Below are 25243 nucleotides of genomic sequence, written 5' to 3' on the forward strand. Positions count from 1 at the left end.
CCTGCCGCCTGGTGGGCCCGCCCCCCGCGCCCCCCCCCCCGCGCGGGCGCGCGCCCCCCCCCCCCCCCCCCCCCCGCGACTGTCTGCCGTTGTGTTCCAGGGGAGTCATCGTGTCCTTGCATCGTCGTGCCGTTCTTCCGTTGCTGCTTGCCGCCGCCACCGCACTGTCCTCGCCGCAGCCGGCGCAGGCACAGAGCGCGTACTTCTTCCCGCAGGTCACCGACGCAGCGGCGTTCGATGCAGCGGTGCCCACGCCGGAGCAGTTCCTCGGCTACCCGATCGGCAGCCGTTACACCCGGCACGACCAGCTGGTGGCGTACTTCCAGGAACTTGCGAAACGCTCGGACAAGATCAGCGTGCGCGAGATCGGCCGCAGCTATGAAGGTCGCCCGCTGCTGATCGCCACCGTCACTGCTGCAGGCAACCACGCGCGGCTGGAACAGATCCGCCAGCAGCACGCGACCCTGGCCGATCCGGCGCAGCCGCGCAGCGCCGCCGGTGACAGCCCGGTGGTGGTGTGGCTGGGCTACAGCGTGCATGGCAACGAGACCTCCAGTGCCGAAGCGGCGATGCTGACGGCGTACTACCTGGTGGCCAACCACAGTGCCGAAACCCAGCAGTGGCTGCAGCAGGCGGTGGTGCTGTTCGACCCGGCGCAGAACCCGGACGGCCGTGATCGTGCCGCCAACTGGCACAACGCGTGGGCCTCCGATCCGGCTTCGGCCGACCCGGCCGACAAGGAACACGTCGAGCCGTTCCCGCAGGGCCGCACCAACCACTACTTCACCGATCTCAACCGCGACTGGCTGGCCCTGACCCAGCAGGACTCACGGCCGAAGGTGGAGGTGTTCCACCAGTGGTACCCGAACGTGCAGATTGATTTCCACGAGATGGGCAAGGACAGCACCTATTACTTCGAACCGTCGCCGAAGAGTATGCACAGCCCGCTGATTCCGGCGGCGTCGTACGAATTCAACAAGACCCTGGCCAAGTACCACGCGCAGGCGCTGGATGCGCTGGGCTCGCTGTACTACACCGGCGAGAACTTCGACAACTTCTCGCCGGTCTACGGCTCCACCTACCCGGACTTCCATGGCGCTGTCGGCGTTACCGTCGAGCAGGCCAGCTCGCGGGGCCGCGTGCAGGAGTCGGTGAATGGTCTGCTGACGTTCCCGTTCACCATCCGCAACCAGGTGGCTACCGGGCTGGGCACGGTGCGCGGCGCGGTAGCCGAGCGCAGCGGCCTGTTCGACCTGCAGAAGCAGTTCTTCCAGAGCGCGTTGAAGCAGGCCGCACAGCAGCCGGTGAAGAGCTTCGTGTTCGGCGATGCGCATGACCCCGCATTGACCCGTCGTTTGCTGGAACTGTTGCTGCTGCATCGCATCGAGGTGCGCGCGCTGGATCGTGACGTCAGTGTCGATGGTCAGCGCTTCGATGCCGGCAGCGCCTACGTGGTGCCGGTGCAGCAGGCGCAGTTCCGCCTGGTGCATTCGATCTTTGCCGAGACGCCGCCGATCAAGGGCGATGTGTTCTACGGCAGCACCAGCTACGCGATTGCACCGGCCTACGGTGTGGCCTTCGCCGGTAGCCGCAGCCGTATCGATGGTGGCCCACGGGTGACCGCGCTGCCGGCCGAGCCGGGCGTGGTGCTGGGGGGCCAGGCTGGATTCGCCTACGCGATTGACTGGCGCGACTACAATGCCGGGCGCGCGCTGGCCGCGCTGCAGGGCAAGGGCGTGAATGCACGCGCGGCATTCCAGCCGTTCACCACCGCGACCGCGCAGGGCGAGGTCAGCTTCGCCGCCGGCAGCCTGGTCATTCCGGTCACTGGGCAGTCGCTGCAGGGTGCGGCGCTGCTTGAGGCGGTGACATCCGCCGCACGCGAGGCAGGTGTGCAGGTGCACGCGCTGTCCAGTGGCCGCAGCCGCGAAGGCATCGACCTCGGCAGTGACGGCGTCAAGGCGCTGCGCAAGCCTGCGGTGGCACTGGTGATGGGCGAGGGCGTGGCCGCCACCGAAATCGGATCGGCGTGGTTCCTGTTGGACCAGCAGCTGCGGTTGCCGGCCAGCAAGCTGGATCCGCAGCAGCTGGGCAAAGTGCCGTTGGACCGCTACACCACCATCGTGTTGTCCGGCGGGACCTATGCCGGCGTCGATGCCACGGCGGTGGCTGCACTGAAGCGCTGGGTGCAGGCCGGTGGTTCGCTGGTGACCTACGGCAGTGCCTCGAAGTGGGCAATCGAACAGAAGCTGGCCGACGGCGAGAAGCTTGGCAAGGACGAAGAAACCGCTGACGAGAGCCGCCGCGCGTTCGGCGACCAGCGTGACATTGCTGCGATCGAGCGCGTCAGCGGCAACATCCTCAGCGCTGATGTGGATACCAGCCATCCGCTGGCATTCGGTGTGCCGCGCCGGCAGCTGGCGATCAACAAGGAGAACACGGTAACGTTGCAGCCGAGCACGAACCCGTTCTCGACGGTGGTGCGCATCGACACGCCGCCGCGGGTGAATGGCTATCTGTCCGAGCGCAACCGCGCGAGGGTGGCAGGCAGCGCGTGGCTGCTGGTGTCGGCGCAAGGGCAGGGCAACGTGGTGCTGTTCGCCGATGATCCGGCGCATCGCAAGTACTGGCACGGGACGGATCGACTGCTGGTCAACGCGATCTTCTTCGGAAGTCTGGTGAATCCGAGTAAAGCGCGGGGTTGAGGCTGCAAGCGCTTCAGTTGATATATGGGTGGGGAGGCCGGGCGGGCTGCGCAGGACACGCTGTAAATACGTCCGTGTAAGCTCGATCGGCGCATCCATGCGCCTCACGGTCCTGCGCAGCCCGCCCGGCCTCCCCTCGACAGTTTCCTGCGGGCGCGGACGCATCGAACCCCAAGGCGGGAGCAAGGGCAAAAGCAAAAGCAAAGCCAGGAATTGCGACTTCGGCTTTTGCCTTTGAATTTGAATTTGAATTTGAATTTGAATTTGATCTTTCTTCTCCCGGCTACCCGGCGGGAGAAGAAGGCGCAGGCAATGCTTGAAGCGGATGGGCATGGGGGCAGCGCAGAACCGTTGGCGCCATGGATGGCGCCATCGAGCTTACATGGACGTATTTACAGCGTGTTCTGCGCTGCCCCCATGCCCATTCGCCCTCGGTACTGCCACCGCGTGCTTTATCACCCGGTAGCCCGCAACAAAAAAAAGGACGGCGCGTCAGCGCCGTCCCTCGATAGCCCCCGCGCAGCGGGAAGCACCCTCCATGTCAGCTGGGATCAGCTGGCGCGACCGCCGCCGCCACCCTGGCCGCGGCCACGGCCACCACCATTGCCACCACCGCCACGACGCTGGCCCTGACCGGCGCCTGCGCCTGCACGCTGCTGGCCATTGCCACCGCCCTCGCGACGGCCACCGCCGGCCTTCTTCGGGCCGGCATGTGCATGGCGCGGTGCATCGCCGTGCGGACGGCGCGCGTGGTTCTTGCGCGGTGCGCGCTCACCGGTTTCGTGCTCGGCCTTGCCCGGCGCGCTGTTGCCCCAGCGGATCGGCGTCTGCAGCTCGAAGCCCGGCACATCGCGGATGTCCATGTCGCGGCCCAGCAGGCGCACGATCGCGCGCAGCAGCTTCACTTCATCCTGCGCCACCAGCGAGATCGCCTGGCCGGTTGCGCCGTTGCGGCCGGTGCGGCCGATGCGGTGCACATAATCTTCGGCCACCATCGGCAGGTCGAAGTTGATCACCTTCGGCAGCTCGTTGATGTCGATGCCGCGCGCGGCGATATCGGTGGCCACCAGCACGGTCACGCGGCCGGCCTTGAAGTCGCCCAGCGCACGCAGGCGCTGGCCCTGGCTCTTGTTGCCGTGGATCGCCGCGGTCTTGATGCCGGACTTTTCCAGGAACGTGGCCAGCTTGTCGCTGCCGTGTTTGGTGCGGGCGAACACCAGGGTCTGCTCGCGGCTGTCCTGCGCCAGCAGGTGCAGCAGCAGGTCGCGCTTGCGGCCGGCATCGACCGGGTGCACGCGATGGGTGATGGTTTCGGCCACGGTGTTCTTCGGCGTCACCTGGATCTGTTCCGGGTTGCGCATGAACTCCAGCGCCAGCTGGCGGATGTTGTCCTCGAAGGTGGCCGAGAACAGCAGGGTCTGGCGGTTCTGCTTCGGCAGCTTGGCCAGGATGCGCTTGATCGACGGCAGGAAGCCCATGTCGAGCATGCGGTCGGCTTCGTCCAGCACCAGCAGTTCAATGCCGGACAGGTCGATGCTGCGACGCTCGAGGTGGTCGATCAGGCGGCCCGGGCAGGCCACCAGCAGGTCCACGCCACGGCGCAGGATGTCCAGCTGGTTGCCCATGCCGACGCCGCCGTAGATGCAGGCGCTGGGGATGCGCAGGTACTTGCTGTAGCCGCGCAGGCTGTCATGCACCTGAGTGGCCAGCTCGCGGGTCGGGGCCAGGATCAGCGCGCGCGGCTTGCGCGGGCCGCTGCGGACTTCCTGCGAGGCGGTGCCCAGGTGCTGCAGCAGCGGCAGGCCAAAGGCAGCGGTCTTGCCGGTACCGGTCTGTGCACCGGCCAGCAGGTCGCGGCCGGCCAGCGCCAGCGGGATCGCCTGCTGCTGGATCGGGGTCGGGTTTTCGTAGCCCTGCTCGGCAAGCGCACGCAGCAGGAAGGGCGCCAGGCCCAGCGATTCAAAAGACATTGAGATTGCTCCAAGTACAAGAAACGCCTGTCCGAACGGACAGACGGGGGCAGATCAAACTGATCGGCTGACTCGGAGCGTTCCCGTGAACCGCGCTGCGAGAATTGGGTGCAGCCGGCACGAAGCGCAGGCTGGAATGCGTGACGAACGGCGTCGGAGTGGGGGCGGGCGAAGAGGGCGGACCCTGGTCGCCGGCGGTCCCGGAGGGAAACGGACGGCCGCTGCAGACCCTGCAAGTCTAAACGATGTTTGAGACTTCACGCAAAAAGGCCTGTTCAGGTAGGGGGGGGCTCTCTGCAGGGCTGCGCCCTGCACCCGCAGAGGCCGAAGCAACGTCAACGTCAACGTCAAAAGCCGGTTTCCTGAGGGATGGCGGGGTGGGTCCGGTTGCGGGGGGCGCTGCAAGTACCCCTCCGGGGCCCGGCCCAGCCGCTGGCGGCTGTGCGTTCGGGTGCTTGCGAAGCGGTGCTTCGCAAGCAAAGCGCCCTCACCCATGTAAGCTCGGTCGCCGCTTGCTCGTGTGCGCTGTCCTGCGTACACGGCAAGACCCGGGTTGGGCCTCCTGCCCAACCCGCCCGAGGCATGCCTCGGGCCCATGCGGCTCACGCCCCCGCAACCGGACCCACCCCGCCTTCGAGAGTTTTCCGCGATCTGTCGAATCTCATTCGATCAATTTCGATATCTGACGGATTTCGACGATGAATGATGTGGATGTTCGATCCGTCATCGGGAAATTGTCAGGGGTGGGACGGTGTGGGTGGGCAGGACCGTTGGCGCCATGGATGGCGCCATCGAGCCCCCAGGGACGGGTTTACGGCGTGTCCTGCCCACCCACACCGTCCCGCCCAGCTCACAGACAACCCAGAGCCGGCTGTTGCTGTTGACGTTGCCCTGGCTTGAAGCAGATGCAGGGCTGCAAGCCCTGCCGAACCCCCCACTACGGTAGGGTGGGCCGATGCCGCGCTGCAGCTTGGCGTCGACGCAGATTTGATTACACTTGAAACTTGTTTGCCCACGACTCCGGACACCCACCCATGAAGCTTGGTTCTTTGAAGGAAGGCGGCCGCGACGGCACCCTGATCGTCGTCTCGCGTGACCTGCGCCACGGCGTGCGCGCCACCGGCATTGCCGCCACCCTGCAGCAGGCCCTGGAGGACTGGAGCCACATCGCGCCGCGCCTGAACGCCCTGTACGAATCGCTCAACGCGGGCGACGCCGATGGCGTGTTCGACCTGGACCCGCAGGCGCTGGCCGCGCCGATGCCGCGCGCCTATGAGTTCGTCGATGGCAGCGCCTACCTGCCACATGTCGAGCGCGTGCGCCGCGCCCGTGGCGCCGAGGTGCCGGAGAGCTTCTACACCGACCCGCTGATGTACCAGGCGACCAGCGCCGGTTTCTACGGTCCGCGCGACGCGGTGAAGGTGGTCAGCGAGGACTACGGCATCGACCTGGAAGCAGAGATCGTGGTGATCACCGACGACGTGCCGATGGCCGCCACCCCGGAACAGACCGCAGGCCATATCCAGCTGGTCGGCCTGGTCAACGATGTCTCGCTGCGCAACCTGATTCCGGGCGAGCTGGCCAAGGGCTTCGGTTTCCTGCAGTCCAAGCCGCGCTCGGCGCTGTCGCCGGTGTTCGTCACCCCCGACGAGCTGGGCGCCGCGTGGCAGGACAGCAAGGTGCACCTGCCGCTGCTGACCCACATCAACGGCCAGTGGTTCGGTGCGCCGGAAGCGGGCGTGGACATGCAGTTCAACTTCGCCCAGCTGGTCGCGCATGCGGCCAAGACCCGTCCGCTCAGCGCCGGCACCATTGTTGGCTCGGGCACCATCGCCAACGAAGACACCAGCAAGGGTGCCTCGTGCTTCGCCGAGCAGCGCGTGGTGGAGACCCTGCGCGACGGCAAGCCGAGCACGCCGTTCATGTCCTTCGGCGACGTGGTCCGCATCGAGATGCTCGATGCCGCCGGCAACAGCATCTTCGGTGCGATCGAGCAGCGCATCGAACAGGCGACCAGGCCCTGAGCAGAGAGGCGGCGATGGAGATCCCGGTCGACGACGGCATCGTGCTGTACACCTACTGGCGATCCAGCGCCGCCTACCGCGTGCGCATCGGCCTGGAGCTGAAGAGCCTGGCCTGGGACGCGCGGCCGGTGCACCTGGTGCGCGAGGGCGGCGAACAGCACCTGGACGCCTATCGCGCGCTCAATCCGCAGCAGCTGGTGCCAACCCTGCTGCATGACGGGCATGCACTGACCCAGTCGCTGGCGATCCTGGAGTATCTGGATGAGCGCTTCCCGCAGGTGCCGCTGCTGCCAGCTGATGCTGCCGGCCGTGCGCGGGTGCGTGCGCTGGCCCAGCTGGTGGCCTGCGATATCCACCCGATCAACAACCTGCGGGTGATGCAGTACCTGGAGCGCACCCTGCAGCTGCCGGCCGACGCCCGCACGCAGTGGACCCTGCACTGGATCGCCGAGGGTTTCGCTGCCATGGAGGCAATGCTGGCCAACAGCAGCGCGACGGGCACGTTCTGCCACGGCGACCGCCCTGGGCTGGCCGATATCTGTCTGCTGCCGCAGCTGTACAACGCGCATCGCTTCGGCCTGGACCTGGCGCCGTACCCGACCCTGCGCCGTATCGAAGCTGCCTGCCAGGCACTGGACGCCTTCGACCGCGCACGCCCGGAAAACCAGCCCGACGCAGGCTGATCGTCGGTCCCTGCCTGTCCTGCCCGCGCATCCATCTCGATACCGGGGAGGATGCAGCGGCAAACCCGCGCGTAGGTAGAATCGCCATTCCGGCGCGTCGCACACCGCCGGTATAACCGGCGACTGGCAAGGAAAATCAATGAATAGGCTGTTGGCGGTGCTGCCCGCGCTCGTGCAGAGCTGGGGGTTGGGAATGCTGCTGGTCGGCGCACTGGCGGCCTTCACCGTTGGCGTTGGACTGGGTGGCTACGGCGTGCTGGCGGGCTATGTGGCGGTCGTGGTCATGGCAGTCCTGGCTTACAGATCGCGTGTACCGCTGGGCCACGACCGCTGGAACATCCTGATACCGATCCTTGCCTGCTGTGCCACGGGTGTGTGGGGATTCGCGTTCAGCTCGAGCCAGCCGAGTGATTTCGGCGTCTACTACCGCTGTGGTGTCGCCGCAACATCGTCGATGGTGCAGTGGCTGGATAAATGTCAGTCCGCGTACCTTGCCGACAACAGCACCTACTGGCTGCGTTCGTACTTCTATTCCACGCTTGTTGGGCGCATCTTCGGCGAGGGCTACGTGTGGTTCAAGGTCAGCAACATCGGCCTGCACTGCGCGACGCTTTTACTGTGGTACTTCGGCGTCAGGCGAAATCATGGCGGCAGAGCGGCGGCGCTTGCCACGCTCTTGCTCGCACTGTATCCAGAGTATTGGTTCACGACGACCCTGATAACCACGGACAACGCCGCGGTCCTGGCCATCGCCGCATTCCTCCTGCTCATTCCCGGGCTCGAGGGCCGGTGGCCCGTCGCCCTGTTCTCGGCGGTGGCCATTGCCGCCATCGCGTTCCTGGGAAACCAGCTGAGATCGATCGGCACGATCTTCGTCGTTGCATTGCTGCTATGGGCCCTGTGCAGAAGTATTGCGCAGCGACGGTTGGCCTTGGTGACATTGCCGATGGCGTCGATCATCTGCTTGTTCGCGATGACTGCTGCTTTCAACAAGGTAAATCCGACAGGCTTGCCCGATCTGGTCGAGCCGCTGCGCGCGCTTTCCTCCATCGACTTCAGTTCTGACCAGAACTTTGCGGTGAACTACAGGTGGGCAGAGCACTTCTGGACCGCGACGCCAGAATCAGCCCGGTTCGCCAACATGGCCTACAAGGTGTCCACGGAGTTTTCGTCGGGTTTCTGGGATTGGCCCGGTTATCTGTTCAGAAAATCACAGGTTGTTTTTGCAGGTTCCGGCTACTACGGCCTGTCTGCCTTCAACTATCCACCTGGCAACCCGGATTCTCTGAACAATGGCGTGCTCAGTGATATCCCGTTCGATTCCACGCTGTTTCCGTGGCTGGGTCTGGTCGTGTTCGCAGGTCTGAGCTTGTCCGTGGTGGGGGTATTGAAGACGAAGCATGAGGGTCTTTCGCTGGCCTGCCTCATCTTCGTGGGTGCATTCGCACTGATGGTAATCGGTGCGGGTGAGTCTCAGGCCAGGTACAGCGTAGTGATTGCGCCGGCGTTGTCGCTGCTCGCTGCGATGTCTGTGTTCGCCCGTGACAATGCGGATGGCCCCAGGGGCAACGGTCGTCGTTATCTGGTGGGCGGAGTAGGGATCGTTGTCGTCTATCTGCTGGTTACCCTGGTGTCCGCCGTTCTGCCCTCGGCGGCAGACGTCATGAAGGGTGTCAGGCTTCTGCCGGTGGGAGCCAGCGCAACGGGTGCGTGCCAGCGCTCCGATGCCGTCCTGTCGCTGGATGAAAAGCGCGCACGGATCGATTTCAAGGACGGAAGCGCCTGCGCCGTGCTTTCCATTCCTGTCAGATCGGACTCCACGTCGGTTGGATTCTATGTCAGCGGATCGACGTTCCCTTTCAAGTTCGAAGAACGTCCGGAGTCGCCGGTCTCATACACGCTGTACTCCAATGGCGTGGGTATTGCTTCGGGAAGCATGGGGCGGCAGACTGTTCGATGGGTCGAAGCATCCCTTGCCAGCCCGCACGAAGGAGTGGTGTACCTTCGATTGGACAGAACGGCGGAGGCCGGGGCGGACTACGTCGAGGTGACGCTGATCCGGCCATCTGTCCAGTAGATTCCACCGAAGACCACAGTGGGAGAGGCTTCGCTACGGAGATGTCCGGCTACAGGTGCCCTGCATTCCCATCCTCAGCGACTTCATGTATCCGCTGCAGATCATCGCGGAACAGCCGATAGGCATCCTCGCGGCGCGCATCGTCGGTCTGCCGCAATACCCATGCCGGGTGCACCGTGGCATAGCCGCGGGTGCCGTCCTCGAGGGTGTGCCAGCGTCCGCGGTCGCGTGAGAGGTCGAACCCACGACCAAACACCGAGGCTGCCGCTGTCGCGCCGAGGCACACGATCACCTGGGGCCGCACGCGCGCGATCTCACCCATCAGCCAAGGGCGGCAGGCCTGGATGTGCCGGCTTTCCGGTCGCTTGTGCAGTCGAACCTTGCCACGCCGTTCATGATGGAAGTGCTTCACGGCGTTGGTGAGGTACAGCCCCACGCGATCGATTCCCAATTCGGTCAGCGCACGGTCCAGCAGCTGACCGGCAGGACCCATGAACGGCTGTCCGCGCAGATCCTCGGTGTCGCCAGGTTGTTCCCCGATCAGCATCATGCGGGCGTCTGCAGGCCCCTGCCCGAACACGGTCTGCGTGGACTGCTCCCACAGCGGGCACTGGCGGCAGGTGCTGGCCTGTCCGCGTAGATTCTCCAGACTGCTGGCATCCGCTGCTGGCATCGCAACACCTGCACGCAGGGGGATCCTGCGTTGCGGCGCCTGCGCGGGACGGTCATGCATCTTCTGCACGCGGTCGGCCGCATCGCGCACCAGGCGTGGCAGCAGCTGGGCCTCCGGCAGGTGGCGCCAGTACTTTGCCGGCATCTCCTGCATCATCATCCGTGTATTGAGTCGCGCCGGATTGAAGATGTTGGCGTAGTAGGTCTGCCACAGTGATTCGCGCGCATCCTCGGCCGGGGCATCCTCGCGCCGTGCGCCGGGGCCGAAGGCAAGCGCCTGCCCATCCCATGCGACGCTGCGCGAAGGCGTGAGGATCGCCCAGCGCATGCCGGTGAAGCGGCGCGCGAAGAAGGGCGCGACCCGGTCGACAATGTGGTGCTGTGGCTCAAACCAGGCGATGAACGCATCAGGCTGGCCAGGCACCTCGCGGAAGCGCACGAATGCCTTCATCTTGTGCGTGTCACGGCGGACGGCCTGGGCGAGCGCCGTTGCGCGCAGGACATCGGCGTCGGCGGGGTTGCTCAGCACCGAACGCTCGCCATGGACGATGCGCCACAGCAGGCGATACAGCAAGGCCAGTCGCTGGGGGTCGTGATGGCACAGGCAGGTGGCCGCCAGTTCCAGGAAATCGCGGGGCACGTTGGGTGCACTGGCATCGGCCAGCATCGGCGCCCGCTGCACGGCCGGCGCATCCAGCAAGGACGTTTCGCTCCCTTCCAGCCAGTCCAGCTGAGGAGGGGCCACGCCTCGCAGCAACGCTTCGCGCGCAGCATCGCGCCAGGCCTGCAGCGACCACTGCGGGTCCACCCGCAGCGACCAGCGCTGCGCGTCAGGCGGCGGGCGGTGCATCAAACAGCGATCCCTGACGAGGCGGTGGGGCCAACTGCGCGCGCAGCGCCGCCGGATCGTCCAGCGATTTGCGTGGATGGTGGTCAGCCAGCTGCACAAACGGAAGCAGTTTGCTCATCGGTGCCTTCAGGCGTGCTACATCGGCAACCCGCAGGCGACCGTGGCGGCGTGCCATCAGCACCCGTTTCACGTTGCGCACGCCCAGCCCGGGTACGCGAAGCAGCATTTCCTTCGGCGCGCGGTTGAGATCCACAGGAAAGCGCTCGGGGTGACGGATCGCCCAAGCCATTTTCGGGTCGATATCCAGGTCGAGCATGCCGTCCTGGGTGGTATCGGTAATCTCATCCACGCCGTACCCGTAGAAGCGCAGCAACCAGTCGGCCTGGTAGAGGCGATGTTCGCGCTGCAGCGGAGGCGGTTGCAGTGGCAGCTGCCGGCTGGCGTCCGGAATCGGGCTGAACGCGGAGTAGTACACCCGGCGCATGCGGTAGTTGCCGTACAGCGCATCGGCGCTGGCCAGGATCTGTTGGTCGTTGGCCCCGTCCGCGCCGACGATCATCTGCGTGCTCTGCCCGGCGGGTGCGAAACGGGGAGGGCGTGGACTGCGGCTGGCCCTCGGCGCCACCGCTGCGGGGGCTTTGCGCGCCTCCTTGGCTTCCTCGATGCGCCAGCGTAGTTCGCCCATCGCGCCGCGTATCGAATGCACCGTCTTCTCCGGCGCCAAGGCGCTCAGGCCGGCTTCGGTCGGCAGTTCCACGTTGATGGACAGGCGGTCGGCATAGCGCCCGGCACTGGCCAGCAGCTCCGGCGAGGCCTCGGGAATGGTCTTGAGGTGGATGTAGCCGGCGTAGCGGTGTTCTTCGCGCAGCTGCCGGGCCACTTCCACCATCTGTTCCATGGTGTAGTCCGCATTGCGGATGATGCCGCTGGACAGGAACAGGCCCTCGATGTAGTTGCGCTTGTAGAAGTCCAGGGTGAGTGTGACCACCTCGTCCACGCTGAAACGTGCGCGGGGCACGTTGCTGGAGACGCGGTTCACGCAATAGGCGCAGTCGTAGATGCAGAAGTTGGTCAGCAGGATCTTCAGCAACGAAACGCAGCGGCCATCGGGCGTGTAGCTGTGACAGATGCCCATGCCCTCGGTGCTGCCGATACCGCCACTGACGCGCGAATCGCGCTTGCCCGAGCCGCTGGAGGCGCAGGAGGCATCGTACTTGGCGGCATCGGCCAGAATGGCCAGCTTGCGGATGGTTTCCATTGAGGAAACCTACGGATGAGGGGTCTCATTGGATGAGACCGCCCCTGAATTCTTCAGGAAAAGGGGACGGAGGGGATTAAGTCGTAAATGCACTTACGACTTAATCCCCTCCGTCCCCTTTTTCGTGCGGTCAGAACCCGTGAGTGATGCTTGGCTGCCCGGCTGAGAAATCCGCGTACGGGTCGTGCTCGCCGCTGCTGCCTTCGGACAGGCGGAACTTCAGGGCCAGGCCATCGCGCGAGTCGGCCGCGCGCAGCGCTTCCTCCTGCTCGATGATGCCGGCCTTGGCCAGACGGAACAGGCACTGGTCGAAACTCTCCATGCCTTCCTCCAGCGAGCCTTCCATCGCGGCCTTGATCTCGTGCACCTGGCCGCGGCGCAGCAGGTCGCGGATCATCGGCGTGTTGATCAGCACCTCGGTGGCCGGCAGGCGACGGCCCTCCTTGTTCTTCACCAGGCGCTGGCTGATCACCGCACGCAGGTTCAGCGCCAGGTTCATCAGCACGTTCTTGTGCGCGCTTTCAGGGAAGAAGTTGAGGATGCGCTCGATGGTCTGGTCGGCGTTGTTGGAGTGCAGGGTGGCCAGGCACAGGTGGCCGGTTTCGGCGAAGGCGATCGCCGCCTCCATCGTTTCCGCATCCAGGATCTCGCCGATCAGGATCACGTCCGGCGCTTCACGCATCGCGTTCTTCAGCGCGTTGTGGAAGGCATGGGTGTCCAGTCCGACCTCGCGCTGGTTGACGATCGACATCTTGTGCTTGTGCAGGTACTCGATCGGGTCCTCGATGGTGAGGATGTGACCGGTGGTGGTGCTGTTGCGGTGGTCGATCATCGACGCCAGCGAGGTGGACTTGCCGGAACCGGTGGACCCCACCACCAGCACCAGCCCGCGCGGGGTCATGATGACGTCCTTCAGCACCTGCGGCAGGTTCAGCTCCTCGATGCTCGGGATGCGGCTGCGGATGGCGCGGATGACCATGCCCACTTCGCCGCGCTGCTTGAACACGTTGACGCGGAAGCGCCCGGCATCGGGCAGGGCGATGGCCATGTTGAGCTCCAGCTCGCGCTCGAACTGCGGCACCTGGCCTTCGTCCATCAGCGAGTAGGCGATCTTCTTGACCATGCCCGGCGGCAGGCCGGTGTTGCCCAGCGGATAAAGCTTCCCCTCGATCTTGATGTAGACCGGTGCTCCGGTGGTCAGGAACATGTCCGAAGCGTTCTTTTCGGTCATCAGCTTCAGGAAGTAGCCGATATCCATTGCGAATTTTCCCCAACGAAACGGCCGACGCCCGTTGCCAGCACGGTGTCGGCTTGACGACAATGGCCGTGAACCGACAACCGGTACGGCCTCCCCAATGAAACGACTTAGCTTCGCACGAATGCGCCATGGCCTGTATGTGATGGCGTTTGCATTCGCACTGTCTGCCCCCGCCTGGGCGCAGGACGGCGCACTGGAACTGGCTCAGGCCCGGCAGGCGGTCGACAAGGCCACCCAGGCCGACGCCGACCAGTACGCCCCGGACCTGATCGGGCTGGCCCGGCAGGGGCTGGAACAGGCCCAGCGTGCTGCCGGCGACCGCCGCGAGCGCAAGAACGCTCCGGCGATCGCCCTGCGCGCCGCTGCCGATGCCGACCTGGCCCGCGCCCGCAGCGAGGAAGCCACCGTCACCGCGCAGCTGCAGTTGCGCCGCAACGAGGTCAACCAGCTGCAGCGCCAGCTGTCGACCGGGGAGGACCGCCGGTGAAGCCGATGACTGCCACAACCCTGGCTGCGCTGCTGGCGCTGCCGACCCTGGCCCTGGCCGCCGACAACCCGATGGTGGCGCAGCTGAGCCAGCGTCTGATGGCCATCCAGGCCAATCCCGACACGGCTGAGCTGGGCGCCTTCGAGCGCATGCAGGCCCAACAGGCCATCGCCACCCTGGACAAGGCCAAGCGCCGCGACCAGGAGCTGGCCACCTACCTGGCCGAGCGCCGGGTGGAGATTGCCGAGACTGCCGTGCGTGCCGCACTGGCCGCGCGTGAGGTCGATCGCCTCGAGCGCACCCGCAGTGATCTGCTGATCGAGGCCAGCCGCCGCGATGCCGCCCGTGCCCGCCAGGAGGCCGAGCAGCTGCGCATGCAGGCGCAGATGCAGGCCGAGGAGGCTGAGCGCCTGCGCCAGGCCGCCGAGGCCGAGACCCTGGCCCGCCAGGATGCCGAGAATGCCCTGACTAGTGTGGCCGGCAAGCAGCAGCAGCGCCTCAGCGCTGCCCAGCAGAACGCTGCCAAGCTGGCCCGCGAGGAAGCCGAGCTGGTATCCGGGCAGAAGCTGCCGGGCTCGAAGTTCGATGGCCGTGGTGAGGTCTTCACCTTCAATGGTGACGCATTCGCCGCTGGCGCCTCCAGCCTGTCCGGTGGGGCCCGCAACCAGGCCAAGGCGCTGGCCGAGTACCTGAACATCGGCAAGAAGGGCCGCCTGCGCATCGAGGCCTATGACAGCGCCAACGGGGTCGGTCAGAAGCGTGCCGAGGCCCTGCGCGATGCCCTGGTCGCGGCAGGTGTCGCGAGCAACCGGATCCAGCTCAGCGGCAAGAAGGCGGCGTCCACCCGGGCACGCTCGGCCGAGGTCATCATCGCCCCGTAATTGCTTGATATTGTTTGTTTTTCGTTGCGATGAGCATTCAGCCTGAACCCCGCCCCGGCGGGGTTCGGTCTTTTTGCCGCAGGGGTCTTGTACCCCGCCTTGAGCAGGCGTAGGGTCAATCGTCCGGGACGCAATGCCGCGGACCGGACGATGGGAGGGCCGGGCCGATGCAAACAGGGCGCGAACCGCAGCAGATCGACGTGCGCAGGCCAGTGCCGCAGGTCGTTGCAGGCGTCCAGGTGGCCATCGACCGGCGCTCCTCCATGAACAACGCCCCGTGCCTTGCAGCCGGGGCGTTCGTGTATCTGTCGAAGGAGGTCCATCATGTTTGAAGATCAGCCCCAGAGCGAGATCGACGCCCGTCGCGCGCGTGATCCGGAGTTCAGGGCACTCCATGACCAGCACCGCAAGTTGAACAAGAAGTGCATGGACGCGGAGTTGGGTGTACTCCCGATCGATGATGTCACCCTGGGTCGCATGAAGCGCGAGAAGCTGCTGGCCAAGCAACGACTTCTGCGAATGTACGAAACACCGCTCCCAATGACGTCCCCCACGCTTTGACGCATTGACGCACCCCGTCACGCCCGGAACGGCGTGACCCGGCCATCGATGGCCCCGCCGGGCGCTCCTGCCCCGGCATCGCGGCACCGCCGATGAGGCGGCCGCGCCAAGGCACCACAGGCCGTGGTGCCTTGGCCTGCAGGCACAACTCACCGATGCGGGCGGTACCGGTCTCCTCGTCGATCCGGGGCCGTCCGCATCTCTTTTTTACGGTGGACGGGCTGCGGCCCTGCCGACCTGACTTTCATCGCCATCCGTCGGATAATCATCGGTCCGGCCCTGTGCGGCGCGAACCGAAAGTCCTCCGAATGCCCATCCATTCTTCCGTCCTCGAACTCATCGGCCAGACCCCGATCGTCAAGGCCCAGCGCCTGGACACCGGCGTCTGCGAGCTCTACCTGAAGTTGGAGAGCGCCAACCCGGGCGGATCGATCAAGGATCGCATCGGCCTGTCGATGATCGAGGCGGCGGAAAAGCGCGGCGACCTGAAGCCCGGTGCCACCCTGGTCGAGGGCACGGCTGGCAACACCGGCCTGGGCCTGGCGCTGGTGGCCCAGCAGAAGGGCTATAAGCTCATTCTGGTCGTTCCCGACAAGATGAGCCGGGAAAAGATCTTCAATCTGAAGGCGATGGGCGCCGAAGTGCGCCTGACGCGCTCGGACGTGGCCAAGGGCCATCCGGAGTACTACCAGGACCTGGCCAAGACCATCGCCGAGCAGACCCCGGGCGCCTACTTCATCAACCAGTTCGGCAACCCGGACAATCCGGCCGCGCATGAATTCGGTACCGGCCCGGAAATCCTCGAACAGATGGGCGGCGACCTCGATGCCATCGTGTTCGGCTGCGGCAGCTCCGGCACCATGACCGGCCTGTCGCGCGCCTTCGCCAAGCTGTCGCCGAAGACCGAGCTGGTGCTGGCCGACCCGGTCGGCTCGATCCTGGCCGAGTACATCAACGACGGCAATCTGAACGACAAGTCGGGCAGCTGGCTGGTGGAAGGCATCGGCGAGGACTTCCTGCCGTCGATCTCCGATTTCAGCCGCGTCAAGAAGGCTTATGCCATCAGCGATGCCGAGAGCTTCCACACCGCACGCGAGCTGCTGGGCAAGGAAGGCATCCTGGGTGGTTCGTCCACCGGCACCCTGCTGGCCGCCGGCCTGAAGTACTGCAAGGAGCAGACCACGCCGAAGAAGGTGCTGGTGCTGGTGCCGGATACCGGCAACAAGTACCTGTCGAAGATGTACAACGACTACTGGATGCTGGACAACGGTTTCCTGCAGCGCCCGCAGCACGGCGACCTGCGCGACCTGATCCTGCGCCCGTACGGCCAGCGCGACACCGTGGTGATCGGTCCGAACGACCTGCTGACCACCGCCTACCAGCGCATGAAGCTGTACGACGTATCGCAGCTGCCGGTGATGGACGGCGAGCAGCTGGTCGGCATCGTCGACGAGAGCGACGTGTTGCTGCACGTCTATGGCGATGAGGCACGCTTCCGCGACACCGTCGCCACCGCGATGGTCAGCAAGCTGGACCGGCTGGACGTGAAGTCGCCGATCGAGGCGCTGCTGCCGGTGTTCGACCGCGGCCAGGTGGCGATCGTGATGGACGGCGACGCCTTCCTGGGCCTGATCACCCGTATCGACCTGCTGAACTATCTGCGCCGTCGCGTGCAGTAAGCCGCTGATCGCCGACGTTCACTGCTGAATCCTGGTTTATCCGCGTCAAAGGTCGTTAAGGCCGCGCTGGTAGACTTCCGCACCTTCGATGGCGCCGTGCGTCGGCGCCCCTCAGGAAAGAACATGTCCAACGCAACTTCCCAGGATCGCGCCCTGGCCCTGGCTACCCTGGCCATCCACGGTGGCCAGTCGCCCGACCCCAGCACCGGCGCGGTGATGCCGCCGATCTACGCCACCTCGACCTACGCCCAGTCCAGCCCGGGCGAGCATCAGGGCTTCGAGTACTCGCGTACCCACAACCCGACCCGCTTCGCCTATGAGCGTTGCGTGGCGTCGCTGGAAGGCGGCACCCGCGGCTTTGCCTTCGCTTCGGGCATGGCGGCCAGCTCGACCGTGATCGAGCTGCTGGACGCCGGCAGCCATGTGGTGGCAATGGACGATATCTACGGCGGCAGCTTCCGTCTGTTCGAGCGCGTGCGTCGCCGCACCGCCGGGCTGGACTTCAGCTTCGTCGACCTGACCGATCTGGCCGCGTTCGAGGCCGCGATCACGCCGAAGACGAAGATGGTGTGGATCGAGACCCCGACCAACCCGATGCTGAAGATCGTCGACATCGCTGCGGTCGCTGCCATCGCCAAGCGCCATGGCCTGATCGTCGTCGTCGACAACACCTTCGCCTCGCCGATGCTGCAGCGTCCGCTGGAACTGGGTGCGGACCTGGTCCTGCATTCGGCCACCAAGTATCTCAATGGCCACTCGGACATGGTCGGCGGCATGGTCGTGGTCGGCGACAACGCCGAACTGGCCGAGCAGATGGCCTTCCTGCAGAACTCGGTGGGTGGTGTGCAGGGCCCGTTCGACAGCTTCCTGGCCCTGCGTGGCCTGAAGACCCTGCCGCTGCGCATGAAGGCACACTGCGCCAATGCGCTGGCGCTGGCACAGTGGCTGGAGAAGCACCCGGCCGTGGAAAAAGTGATCTACCCGGGCCTGGCCTCGCACCCGCAGCATGAGCTGGCCGGCAAGCAGATGGCCGGTTACGGCGGCATCGTTTCGATCGTGCTCAAGGGCGGTTTCGAGGCGGCCAAGCGCTTCTGCGAGAAGACCGAACTGTTCACTCTGGCCGAGTCGCTGGGCGGCGTGGAAAGCCTGGTGAACCATCCGGCGGTGATGACGCATGCCTCGATCCCGGTCGCGCGGCGCGAGCAGCTGGGGATCAGTGATGCGCTGGTAAGGCTGAGCGTGGGCGTGGAGGATCTGGGGGATCTGCAGGTGGATCTGGAAAGGGCGCTGCAGTGACCCATGCGCCCGCCACGTCGGAGCGTTCATTGGCCACCCGCGCAAGCCTGGCCTGGGAAATGGCCAAGCGGGATGTATTCGCACGCTACAAAGGCTCGGTGATCGGTCTCGCCTGGTCGTTTTTCTATCCAGTGCTCATGCTGGGCGTGTACACGTTCGTGTTCGGCGTCATTTTCCGCTCGCGCTGGACAGGCACGCACAGTGACGCGCCGTTGACTTCGGAGTTCGCGCTGATCCTGTTCTCGGGACTGGTGGTCTATGGCTTCTTTTCCGAATGCCTGAACAAGGCGCCGGGCCTGATCACGGCCAATGGGCAGTTCGTGAAGAAGGTGGTGTTCCCGTTGGAAGTACTGCCCGTGTCGACCGCGTTGTCCGCGCTGTTCCACATGCTGGTCAGCCTGTTGGTGCTGCTGATCGCCATGCTCCTGCTGAAGGGCAGCGTCCCGGTCACTGCCATCGCCTTCCCGGTCGTGATGATGCCATTGCTGCTGGCGACCCTTGGCTGCACCTGGCTGTTCTCCGCGTTGGGTGTCTATCTGCGCGACCTGGGGCAGATCATGCCGCTGGTCACGACGATGCTGCTGTTCCTGTCGCCGGTGTTCTATCCGATTACCGCGGTTCCTGCCTCCTTCCGTCATATCGTCGAGCTGAATCCCATCACGGGCGTCATGGATGGGGTGCGCGATACGCTGATATTCGGCCACTGGCCGGACATGGGGCTTCTGCTGTGGCAGTACCTTGTGGGTCTGCTGATCATGCTGTTTGGGCTGTCCGTGTTCCAGTACGTGCGTAGGGGTTTTGCCGATGTCATCTGACGCGCTGATCAGGGTGGAGGGCTTGGGCAAGCGATATGACATGTTTGCCAAGCCGGTTGACCGGCTGATGCAGTTGATGTCGGATCCGGTGCGTCGCGGCCTATGCATGGCACCTGCCAAGCACAGCAAGGAAGTCTGGGCATTGCGTGGTGTCAGCTTCGAGGTTCCGCCCGGTGAAGCGCTGGGTGTGATGGGGCGCAACGGCTCGGGCAAGAGCACGATGCTGCAGATGCTGTGCGGCACGCTGACCCCGACCGAGGGGCACGTCCAAGTGCGTGGCCGGATCGCAGCGCTGCTGGAGCTGGGGGCTGGCTTCAACCCGGAGTTCACGGGCCGGGAGAACGTTTTCCTCAATGGTCGCCTTCTCGGCCTGGAAACCGCGGAGATCGAGAGCCGCTTCGACGACATCTGTGCGTTTGCCGACATCGGTGCGTACATCGATGAGCCGACCAAGACCTATTCCAGCGGTATGTTTGTCCGCTTGGCGTTTTCGGTGGCGACGTCCGTGGATGCGGACATCCTCGTGGTTGATGAAGCCCTCGCTGTGGGTGATGCGCGCTTCCAGGCGCGCTGCATGAAGCGTATCCGGGCCATCCAGGACGATGGCGCCTCTGTTCTTTTCGTCAGCCATGACGTGGCGGCCGTGCGCACGCTGTGCCAGCGGGCTCTCTGGCTAGAGCGCGGCGGGATGAAAGAGCTGGGGCCGGTGCTGCAGGTCAGCTCCCGGTACATGGAGTCCATCTTCCAGGATGATCCCGAGGCGCTGCATCCAGCGGTGGGCGTCGATGCGCACGATGAAGAGGGAAGCAGTGCAGGCGGGGACGCTGGCGTGCAGGACACGGCAGCTCCCGACGTACCGACGGTTCACAAGGAAAAGCCCCTGGCGCACTGGGGGCAGCAGATCGGCCTGATCCGCGCCGTGACCCTGGCCGCGGGTGATCAACGCGACTGCGAACTGCTCGAATGGGGCCAGCGCTGCCGCATCGGGATCCGGGTCCTGTTGCCTCCTGATTACGCGCCGGAGTCGTTCCGGGTCGCGTTCTCCATCAAGGATCTGAGAGGACATGACATCGTCGTATCCAGTACCGACGACAGCAGCAGCACGCCGCCGGCGCATTGGTCAGCGGGGGCCGAGGTGGAGATCGAGTTTGCCTTCGAGAACGGATTGGTTGAAGGTAAGTACTTCCTTGTCGCTGCAGTCGAGAAGCGCACGGGGCCGGTTGTGGAGTACTACGAGTACATCGAAGGTGTGCGGTACTTCTCGGTGATCAGCCCGGTTCGCCACTTCGGCATTTACCAACCCAAAATCGAGCATGTGTTCAAGGAGTTGCTCCGTGTCTGATGACGTAATCAATTCCAAGAATTACTGGAACGGTCGTTTCGGTGAGGATTGGGAAGATCTCGGTGGACGCGAACAGTCACGCTTCTTTGGCGCGCTTGCCGTGCAGATGCTTCCCGCCTGGCTGGTGCGTGCCAGTAGCCAGCGCCGCCTGACTTGGTGCGACTGGGGCTGCGCACTGGGAGACGGTACCCAGGAAGTAGCGCAGAGCGTTCCCGGCGCGATGTTCACCGGGGTCGACTTCTCTGCCGTTGCGATTGCCGACGCACGGCAGCGCTTCCCAGGCTTGAGTTTCATCAGCGACGATTGGCTTGCATCCACCGCACAGGCGGATGCGCCCGCCTTCGACGTGGTCTTCAGCTCCAACACGCTGGAACACTTCCACGAGCCGTGGAAGGTACTCGGCACGGTTGCTGCGCGTGCCCGGCACTGCATCGTCCTGATGCTGCCCTATCGCGAGCGGCATCGCATTGAAGAGCACCATGCCTCCTTCATGCCGGAGAACATTCCGCAACAGATCGACGGCAAGGTGCTGGTGCATGCCAGTGTCCGCGATACGCGGAATGATCACCCTTGCTTCTGGCCGGGCGAGCAGGTGCTGCTGGTCTGGGCCGACCCCACCTGGCTGGGTGAGCAGTCACTGACCCTGCAGGATCTGCAGCTGGGTACAGAACCCCCCAGCCCGTTGCGTCCGCTTCTCGCTTCGGCAACGCAGCTTGCGCTGCAGCTCAATGGCGACTTGGGCACGTTGCGCAGCCACGTGCCCGCTGCACCGGAGCAGGTGCAGGCACTGGATCAGCTGCGTGTGGATCTGGACAAGTGGCTGCTGGTGCGCGACCTGACCGCACAGTCCACCGGGCCAGCGTGGAGCCACGAGCAGGTGGCACGCGAAGCGCGCGATGCGCGGATCCTGGAGTCTGCGCTGCAGGCGCTGCAGCCCCTGCTGGTCGGCAGCACCTTGCTGGATCGTCTCAACGATGCACATGCTGATCTGGTGCAGGTGAGGAATGTACTGCAGGAGGATCGGAACATTCGAGCCGGCCTGTTGGCTGATACCGAGGCGCTACTCGCACAGGCATCGGCGGCGCGTGTCGAGGCCGATCAGAGCGTGGGTGCGACGCTCCGACTGGGAGCGGAGATCGTCAATCTGATGGGGGCCCCGGCAGGTGCGAAGCTGGACGCGCTTGCAGGCACGGATGACGAACAGCCGGCCGACGTGCAATTGCAGCGACTGCGGTTGCGCCTGCTGGCCATGGACCAGGAACTGGATGCACTCCACCGGAGCACGTCCTGGCGTATCACCCGGCCGATGCGTGTCATCCGGCGTTTTCTCTCCAGCCCCATGCAGGAGCTTCGAAACATCGGCAAGCATGCCCCGCGCTCGGTGCAGGCAGCCACGCGCTTCGGTATCCGGACGCTGCGCAACGGACGCCTGGATCCGTCGGATCGCGCGCGGCTGGCGCAGATCATCTCGCCTTCTCCGAAGGTGACCGTGGGCGATCCGCTTGGCTTCGTCGATTACTCCCACCTGCCGACCCTCGCTGCCGCCGACGCCAACTCCACTGACGTGTTTGTCTGGGCTGTGATTGACTGGAACTTCCGCGTCCAGCGTCCCCAGCATCTGGCAATGGCGCTGGCTGCCAAGGGGCACCGGGTCTTTTACATATCCAACAATTTCGTCGACGCCTCCGAAGCGGGTTTCAAAGTCGAGCCGTTGGATGACAGCGGTCGCCTGTTCCAGGTGAATCTCAACCTGGCCACTGCGCCGCAGATCTATCACGCAATGCCTGGCAATGAGCAGGTGGCTGCGATCCAGTCCAGTCTGTCTGCGTTGCTGGGATGGACCCGGTCGGTTCGCTGCATGTCGTTCGTGCAGCACCCATACTGGCTGCAGCCGGCGCAGTGCCTTCCTAACGCTAAGCTTGTCTATGACTGCATGGACCACCATGGCGGTTTCGAAGACAACGCTGCCAGCATCATGGAGGGCGAGCGCCAGCTGATCGAGAGGGCGGACCTGCTGGTCGTTACTTCCCAGTGGTTGCACGACGAGCTCAGCCCGCGCGCGCGCAACATCGTGATGGTGCGCAATGCCACCGAGTACGCTCATTTCTGCACTCCGCCGGCCAAGGTCTTCGCCGATGCGAAGGGCCGACGGATCATTGGCTACTACGGTGCCATTGCAGAGTGGTTTGATGCAGAGCTGTTGCGCCGGGTTGCCCTGGACAACTCGGATGCGCTTGTCCTGATGATCGGTCGTGACACGGCCAACGTTGCCGCCAGCCTGCAGGGTATCGACAACGTGCGTTTCGTCGGCGAGGTGCCGTATGCCGAACTGCCGTACTGGCTCCATGCATTCGACGTCTGCCTCCTGCCTTTCAAGGTCATTCCCCTGACCCTGGCGACCAATCCGGTCAAGGTGTACGAGTATCTCAGTGCGGGTAAGGCGGTCGTTTCAGTGGATCTGCCGGAGCTGGCCCAGTTTGAAGGGCTGGTGCGCCTGGCAGGTGACCACGAGGGATACCTGGAGCAGGTCCGCCTCGCACTGGCGGAAGCCGATGATGACAGCCTGCTGGCGTCGCGCCAGGCATTCGCGGCCCGGCAAACCTGGCTGCACCGTGCTGAGGCCCTGGATGATGCGCTCTCCTCGATCAGCGAACCGCTGATCAGCATCGTCGTGCTGACCTACAACAACCTGGACTACACCAAGCAGTGCCTGCACAGCCTGGAGGTCAACACGGACTATGAGAACGTCGAGATCATTGTCGTTGACAACGCCTCCAGCGATGACAGTCCCGCGTACCTGGCGGAGTGGGAGCAGGGCGCGGCCAACCGGCGTTTCATCGCCAATCAGAGCAACCTTGGTTTCTCGGCAGGCAACAACGTAGGCCTGGATGTTGCCCGGGGCGACTACCTGGTCGTGCTGAACAACGACACCTATGTGACGCCGGGCTGGCTGCGTACCCTGCGTAACCAGCTCCGCCGTCGCGCGGATGCGGGTCTCGTGGGGCCGGTGACCAACAACATCGGCAACGAAGCCAAGATCCAGATCAGCTACGAATCAATGGAACAGATGGTGGAGCTGGCGGGCCGGTACACTCGGGCAAATGCCGGGCGGAGTTTCGAGATCGCGACCAGTGCCTTCTTCTGCGTGATGATTTCGCGGCAGGCCTACACCATGGTTGGCGGCCTGGATGAGCAGTTCGGCGTGGGCTTCTTCGAGGACGACGACTACTGCCGTCGGCTGGAGCAGGCAGGGCTGGTGCGGTTGTGCGCGGAGGACGTGTTCGTGCACCACCATCTTTCCGCCAGTTTCAACAAGCTCAAGGCCGAGGCCAAACAGGCTCTGTTTGAGAAGAACAAGGCGTTGTACGAGGCGAAGTGGGGCAAGTGGTCGCCCCACGGCTATCGGTCGTAACCGGCGTTTCCCGCATCGTTGCGGATAACGGAAAAGGGGGCTGCGCATGGCGCAGCCCCCTTTTTCTTCTGCACTTCAGCTGTTGCTGATGGCGTCGGCGATGCGTTGGGCGGCGGTGCCGTCGCCGTAGGGATTGTGACTGCGCGAGAACTGCTGGTAGGCCGTTGGATCATCGATCAGGCGACTTGCCTCGGCCACGATGCGCGCCGCATCGGTACCGACCAGGACTACGGTCCCGGCTTCGACGGCTTCCGGGCGTTCGGTCACATCCCGCATCACCAGCACCGGCTTGCCCAGCGACGGGGCTTCCTCCTGGACACCGCCTGAGTCGGTAATCAGCAGATAGGCCTGGGACATGAGGTACACGAAGGGCAGATAGTCCTGCGGTTCGATCAGGGTGATCGCCGGATGATTGCCGAGGAATCGGTTGACCGGCTCCTGGACATTCGGATTCAGGTGAACCGGGTAGACGATCTGTGTATCGCCGCGGTCTGCAAGGGTGCGAAGTGCCTGGCAAATCTGCTCGAATCCATCACCGAAATTTTCCCGACGGTGGCCGGTGACCAGAATCAGTTTCCTGGAAGGATCCAGGAACGGGAAACGTGCCGCGAGGCTTTCGCGCAGGGCGTCGTCGTGCTCGATGCGGTTCGTCACCTGCAGGAGTGCATCGATGACGGTATTGCCGGTGACCAGGATCCGCCCATCGTCGATGTTCTCGCGACGCAGATTGTCGCGGGCACGCTGGGTGGGTGCAAAGTGCATGGACGTCAACGGAGCGGTCAGGCAGCGATTGGCTTCTTCAGGCCACGGTGCGTAGAGGTCGCCCGTGCGCAGCCCCGCCTCGACATGGCCTACGGGAACCCGGTTGTAGAACGCTGCCAATGCGGAAGCCAGCGTCGTGCTGGTATCGCCATGGACCAGGACCAGATCGGGCTTGCGCCGCGCGATGACGTCGCACATGCCCATCAGAATCTTGCTGAACAGGCCTTGCAGGGTCTGGCCCGGCTCCATCACATCCAGGTCTTCGTCGGGCCGGATCTCGAAAAGCTCGAGCACCTGGTCCAGCATCTGCCTGTGCTGGGCAGTGACCGCAACGATAGGCTCGATGCCGGGCGCATTGCGCAGGGCCTCTACGACGGGGGCCATCTTGATAGCCTCCGGACGCGTACCGAAAACGACCAGTACCTTCTTGCGCGCGTCATTCATCGGTTCTTCTCGCTTTACGGAGCTCATCGCCATCCCAGAAGTTCTTCGATCATGGAATTATCCCAGA

Annotated in this window: 17 protein-coding genes; 12 read left to right on the forward strand and 5 right to left on the reverse strand. The window is 64.7% G+C overall.

Features of this window, described 5'->3' with window-relative positions:
- Positions 1-110 precede the first annotated feature (110 nt).
- Positions 111-2705, forward strand: a complete 2595-nt coding sequence (locus V3B64_RS12600) for a M14 family zinc carboxypeptidase (RefSeq protein ID WP_329914213.1) — start codon at positions 111-113, stop codon at positions 2703-2705.
- A 551-nt stretch (positions 2706-3256) separates the two neighbouring features.
- Here V3B64_RS12600 and V3B64_RS12605 read toward each other — a convergent pair.
- On the reverse strand, positions 3257-4675 hold the full coding sequence (locus tag V3B64_RS12605; protein WP_329914214.1) for a DEAD/DEAH box helicase: 1419 nt from the start codon (positions 4673-4675) through the stop codon (positions 3257-3259).
- Between the two features lie 1034 nt (positions 4676-5709).
- On the opposite strand from V3B64_RS12605, the gene V3B64_RS12610 reads away from it, so the two are divergent.
- The 3 genes from V3B64_RS12610 to V3B64_RS12620 all read left to right on the forward strand — a co-directional run bounded on the left by V3B64_RS12610 (position 5710) and on the right by V3B64_RS12620 (position 9459).
- Entirely contained in the window at positions 5710-6699 is a 990-nt protein-coding gene (locus V3B64_RS12610) for a fumarylacetoacetate hydrolase family protein (protein WP_329914215.1), read from the forward strand.
- A 14-nt stretch (positions 6700-6713) separates the two neighbouring features.
- Positions 6714-7382, forward strand: coding sequence for a maleylacetoacetate isomerase (maiA, locus tag V3B64_RS12615; RefSeq protein WP_329914216.1), 669 nt, complete (start codon positions 6714-6716; stop codon positions 7380-7382).
- 139 nt (positions 7383-7521) lie between these two features.
- Positions 7522-9459: a hypothetical protein gene (locus V3B64_RS12620; RefSeq protein ID WP_121504816.1), complete on the forward strand. Its 1938-nt coding sequence runs from the start codon at positions 7522-7524 to the stop codon at positions 9457-9459.
- A 49-nt stretch (positions 9460-9508) separates the two neighbouring features.
- Here V3B64_RS12620 and V3B64_RS12625 read toward each other — a convergent pair whose 3' ends face one another.
- From V3B64_RS12625 to V3B64_RS12635, 3 genes are all read right to left on the reverse strand, one after another.
- On the reverse strand, positions 9509-10981 hold the full coding sequence (locus V3B64_RS12625; protein ID WP_329914217.1) for a UdgX family uracil-DNA binding protein: 1473 nt from the start codon (positions 10979-10981) through the stop codon (positions 9509-9511).
- Positions 10962-12239, reverse strand: coding sequence for a putative DNA modification/repair radical SAM protein (locus V3B64_RS12630; RefSeq protein WP_329914218.1), 1278 nt, complete (start codon positions 12237-12239; stop codon positions 10962-10964). Before V3B64_RS12630 ends, V3B64_RS12625 begins: the two co-directional genes overlap by 20 nt.
- A gap of 130 nt (positions 12240-12369) precedes the next feature.
- Positions 12370-13497 carry a PilT/PilU family type 4a pilus ATPase gene (locus V3B64_RS12635; protein ID WP_032127971.1) on the reverse strand — a complete coding sequence of 376 codons (1128 nt, stop codon included), beginning with the start codon at positions 13495-13497 and terminating at the stop codon, positions 12370-12372.
- A 121-nt stretch (positions 13498-13618) separates the two neighbouring features.
- Between V3B64_RS12635 and V3B64_RS12640 the strand changes: the two genes are divergently transcribed.
- From V3B64_RS12640 to V3B64_RS12675, 8 genes are all read left to right on the forward strand, one after another.
- Positions 13619-13984 (forward strand): DUF4398 domain-containing protein, encoded by a 366-nt coding sequence (locus V3B64_RS12640; RefSeq protein WP_049398394.1) that lies wholly within the window; start codon positions 13619-13621, stop codon positions 13982-13984.
- The gene (locus V3B64_RS12645; RefSeq protein WP_100437815.1) at positions 13981-14865 is read left to right on the forward strand and encodes an OmpA family protein; all 885 of its coding nucleotides are present in this window, start codon (positions 13981-13983) and stop codon (positions 14863-14865) included. Before V3B64_RS12640 ends, V3B64_RS12645 begins: the two co-directional genes overlap by 4 nt.
- A gap of 324 nt (positions 14866-15189) precedes the next feature.
- Positions 15190-15426 (forward strand): YdcH family protein, encoded by a 237-nt coding sequence (locus V3B64_RS12650; protein ID WP_004154075.1) that lies wholly within the window; start codon positions 15190-15192, stop codon positions 15424-15426.
- A gap of 308 nt (positions 15427-15734) precedes the next feature.
- Positions 15735-17105 carry a pyridoxal-phosphate dependent enzyme gene (locus V3B64_RS12655; RefSeq protein ID WP_049461332.1) on the forward strand — a complete coding sequence of 457 codons (1371 nt, stop codon included), beginning with the start codon at positions 15735-15737 and terminating at the stop codon, positions 17103-17105.
- A 123-nt stretch (positions 17106-17228) separates the two neighbouring features.
- On the forward strand, positions 17229-18401 hold the full coding sequence (locus tag V3B64_RS12660; protein ID WP_121504820.1) for a cystathionine gamma-synthase: 1173 nt from the start codon (positions 17229-17231) through the stop codon (positions 18399-18401).
- Positions 18398-19216: an ABC transporter permease gene (locus V3B64_RS12665; RefSeq protein ID WP_317218011.1), complete on the forward strand. Its 819-nt coding sequence runs from the start codon at positions 18398-18400 to the stop codon at positions 19214-19216. The genes V3B64_RS12660 and V3B64_RS12665 overlap by 4 nt, the downstream gene beginning before the upstream one ends.
- A complete protein-coding gene (locus V3B64_RS12670) occupies positions 19206-20558 on the forward strand; it encodes an ABC transporter ATP-binding protein (RefSeq protein ID WP_329914219.1) in 1353 nt (450 codons plus the stop codon). Before V3B64_RS12665 ends, V3B64_RS12670 begins: the two co-directional genes overlap by 11 nt.
- Positions 20551-23970 carry a glycosyltransferase gene (locus V3B64_RS12675; protein ID WP_329914220.1) on the forward strand — a complete coding sequence of 1140 codons (3420 nt, stop codon included), beginning with the start codon at positions 20551-20553 and terminating at the stop codon, positions 23968-23970. The genes V3B64_RS12670 and V3B64_RS12675 overlap by 8 nt, the downstream gene beginning before the upstream one ends.
- Positions 23971-24045: 75 nt before the next feature.
- On the opposite strand, the gene wecB is transcribed toward V3B64_RS12675, so the two are convergent.
- Positions 24046-25176, reverse strand: coding sequence for a UDP-N-acetylglucosamine 2-epimerase (non-hydrolyzing) (gene wecB, locus V3B64_RS12680; protein WP_121504823.1), 1131 nt, complete (start codon positions 25174-25176; stop codon positions 24046-24048).
- Positions 25177-25243 lie beyond the last annotated feature (67 nt).

The sequence above is a fragment of the Stenotrophomonas sp. SMYL86 genome, from assembly GCF_036320025.1.
GTDB classification, from domain to species: Bacteria; Pseudomonadota; Gammaproteobacteria; order Xanthomonadales; family Xanthomonadaceae; genus Stenotrophomonas; species Stenotrophomonas maltophilia_A.

Excerpts from the sequence above, each read along its gene's own strand:
- V3B64_RS12655 (WP_049461332.1), top strand. The coding sequence starts at position 15,735 with ATGCCCATCCATTCTTCCGTCCTCGAACTCATCGGCCAGACCCCGATC.
- wecB (WP_121504823.1), bottom strand. The coding sequence starts at position 25,176 with ATGAATGACGCGCGCAAGAAGGTACTGGTCGTTTTCGGTACGCGTCCG.
- V3B64_RS12620 (WP_121504816.1), top strand. The coding sequence starts at position 7,522 with ATGAATAGGCTGTTGGCGGTGCTGCCCGCGCTCGTGCAGAGCTGGGGG.
- V3B64_RS12670 (WP_329914219.1), top strand. The coding sequence starts at position 19,206 with ATGTCATCTGACGCGCTGATCAGGGTGGAGGGCTTGGGCAAGCGATAT.
- V3B64_RS12625 (WP_329914217.1), bottom strand. The coding sequence starts at position 10,981 with ATGCACCGCCCGCCGCCTGACGCGCAGCGCTGGTCGCTGCGGGTGGAC.
- V3B64_RS12640 (WP_049398394.1), top strand. The coding sequence starts at position 13,619 with ATGCGCCATGGCCTGTATGTGATGGCGTTTGCATTCGCACTGTCTGCC.
- V3B64_RS12650 (WP_004154075.1), top strand. The coding sequence starts at position 15,190 with ATGTTTGAAGATCAGCCCCAGAGCGAGATCGACGCCCGTCGCGCGCGT.
- V3B64_RS12660 (WP_121504820.1), top strand. The coding sequence starts at position 17,229 with ATGTCCAACGCAACTTCCCAGGATCGCGCCCTGGCCCTGGCTACCCTG.
- V3B64_RS12630 (WP_329914218.1), bottom strand. The coding sequence starts at position 12,239 with ATGGAAACCATCCGCAAGCTGGCCATTCTGGCCGATGCCGCCAAGTAC.
- V3B64_RS12605 (WP_329914214.1), bottom strand. The coding sequence starts at position 4,675 with ATGTCTTTTGAATCGCTGGGCCTGGCGCCCTTCCTGCTGCGTGCGCTT.
- V3B64_RS12610 (WP_329914215.1), top strand. The coding sequence starts at position 5,710 with ATGAAGCTTGGTTCTTTGAAGGAAGGCGGCCGCGACGGCACCCTGATC.
- maiA (WP_329914216.1), top strand. The coding sequence starts at position 6,714 with ATGGAGATCCCGGTCGACGACGGCATCGTGCTGTACACCTACTGGCGA.
- V3B64_RS12635 (WP_032127971.1), bottom strand. The coding sequence starts at position 13,497 with ATGGATATCGGCTACTTCCTGAAGCTGATGACCGAAAAGAACGCTTCG.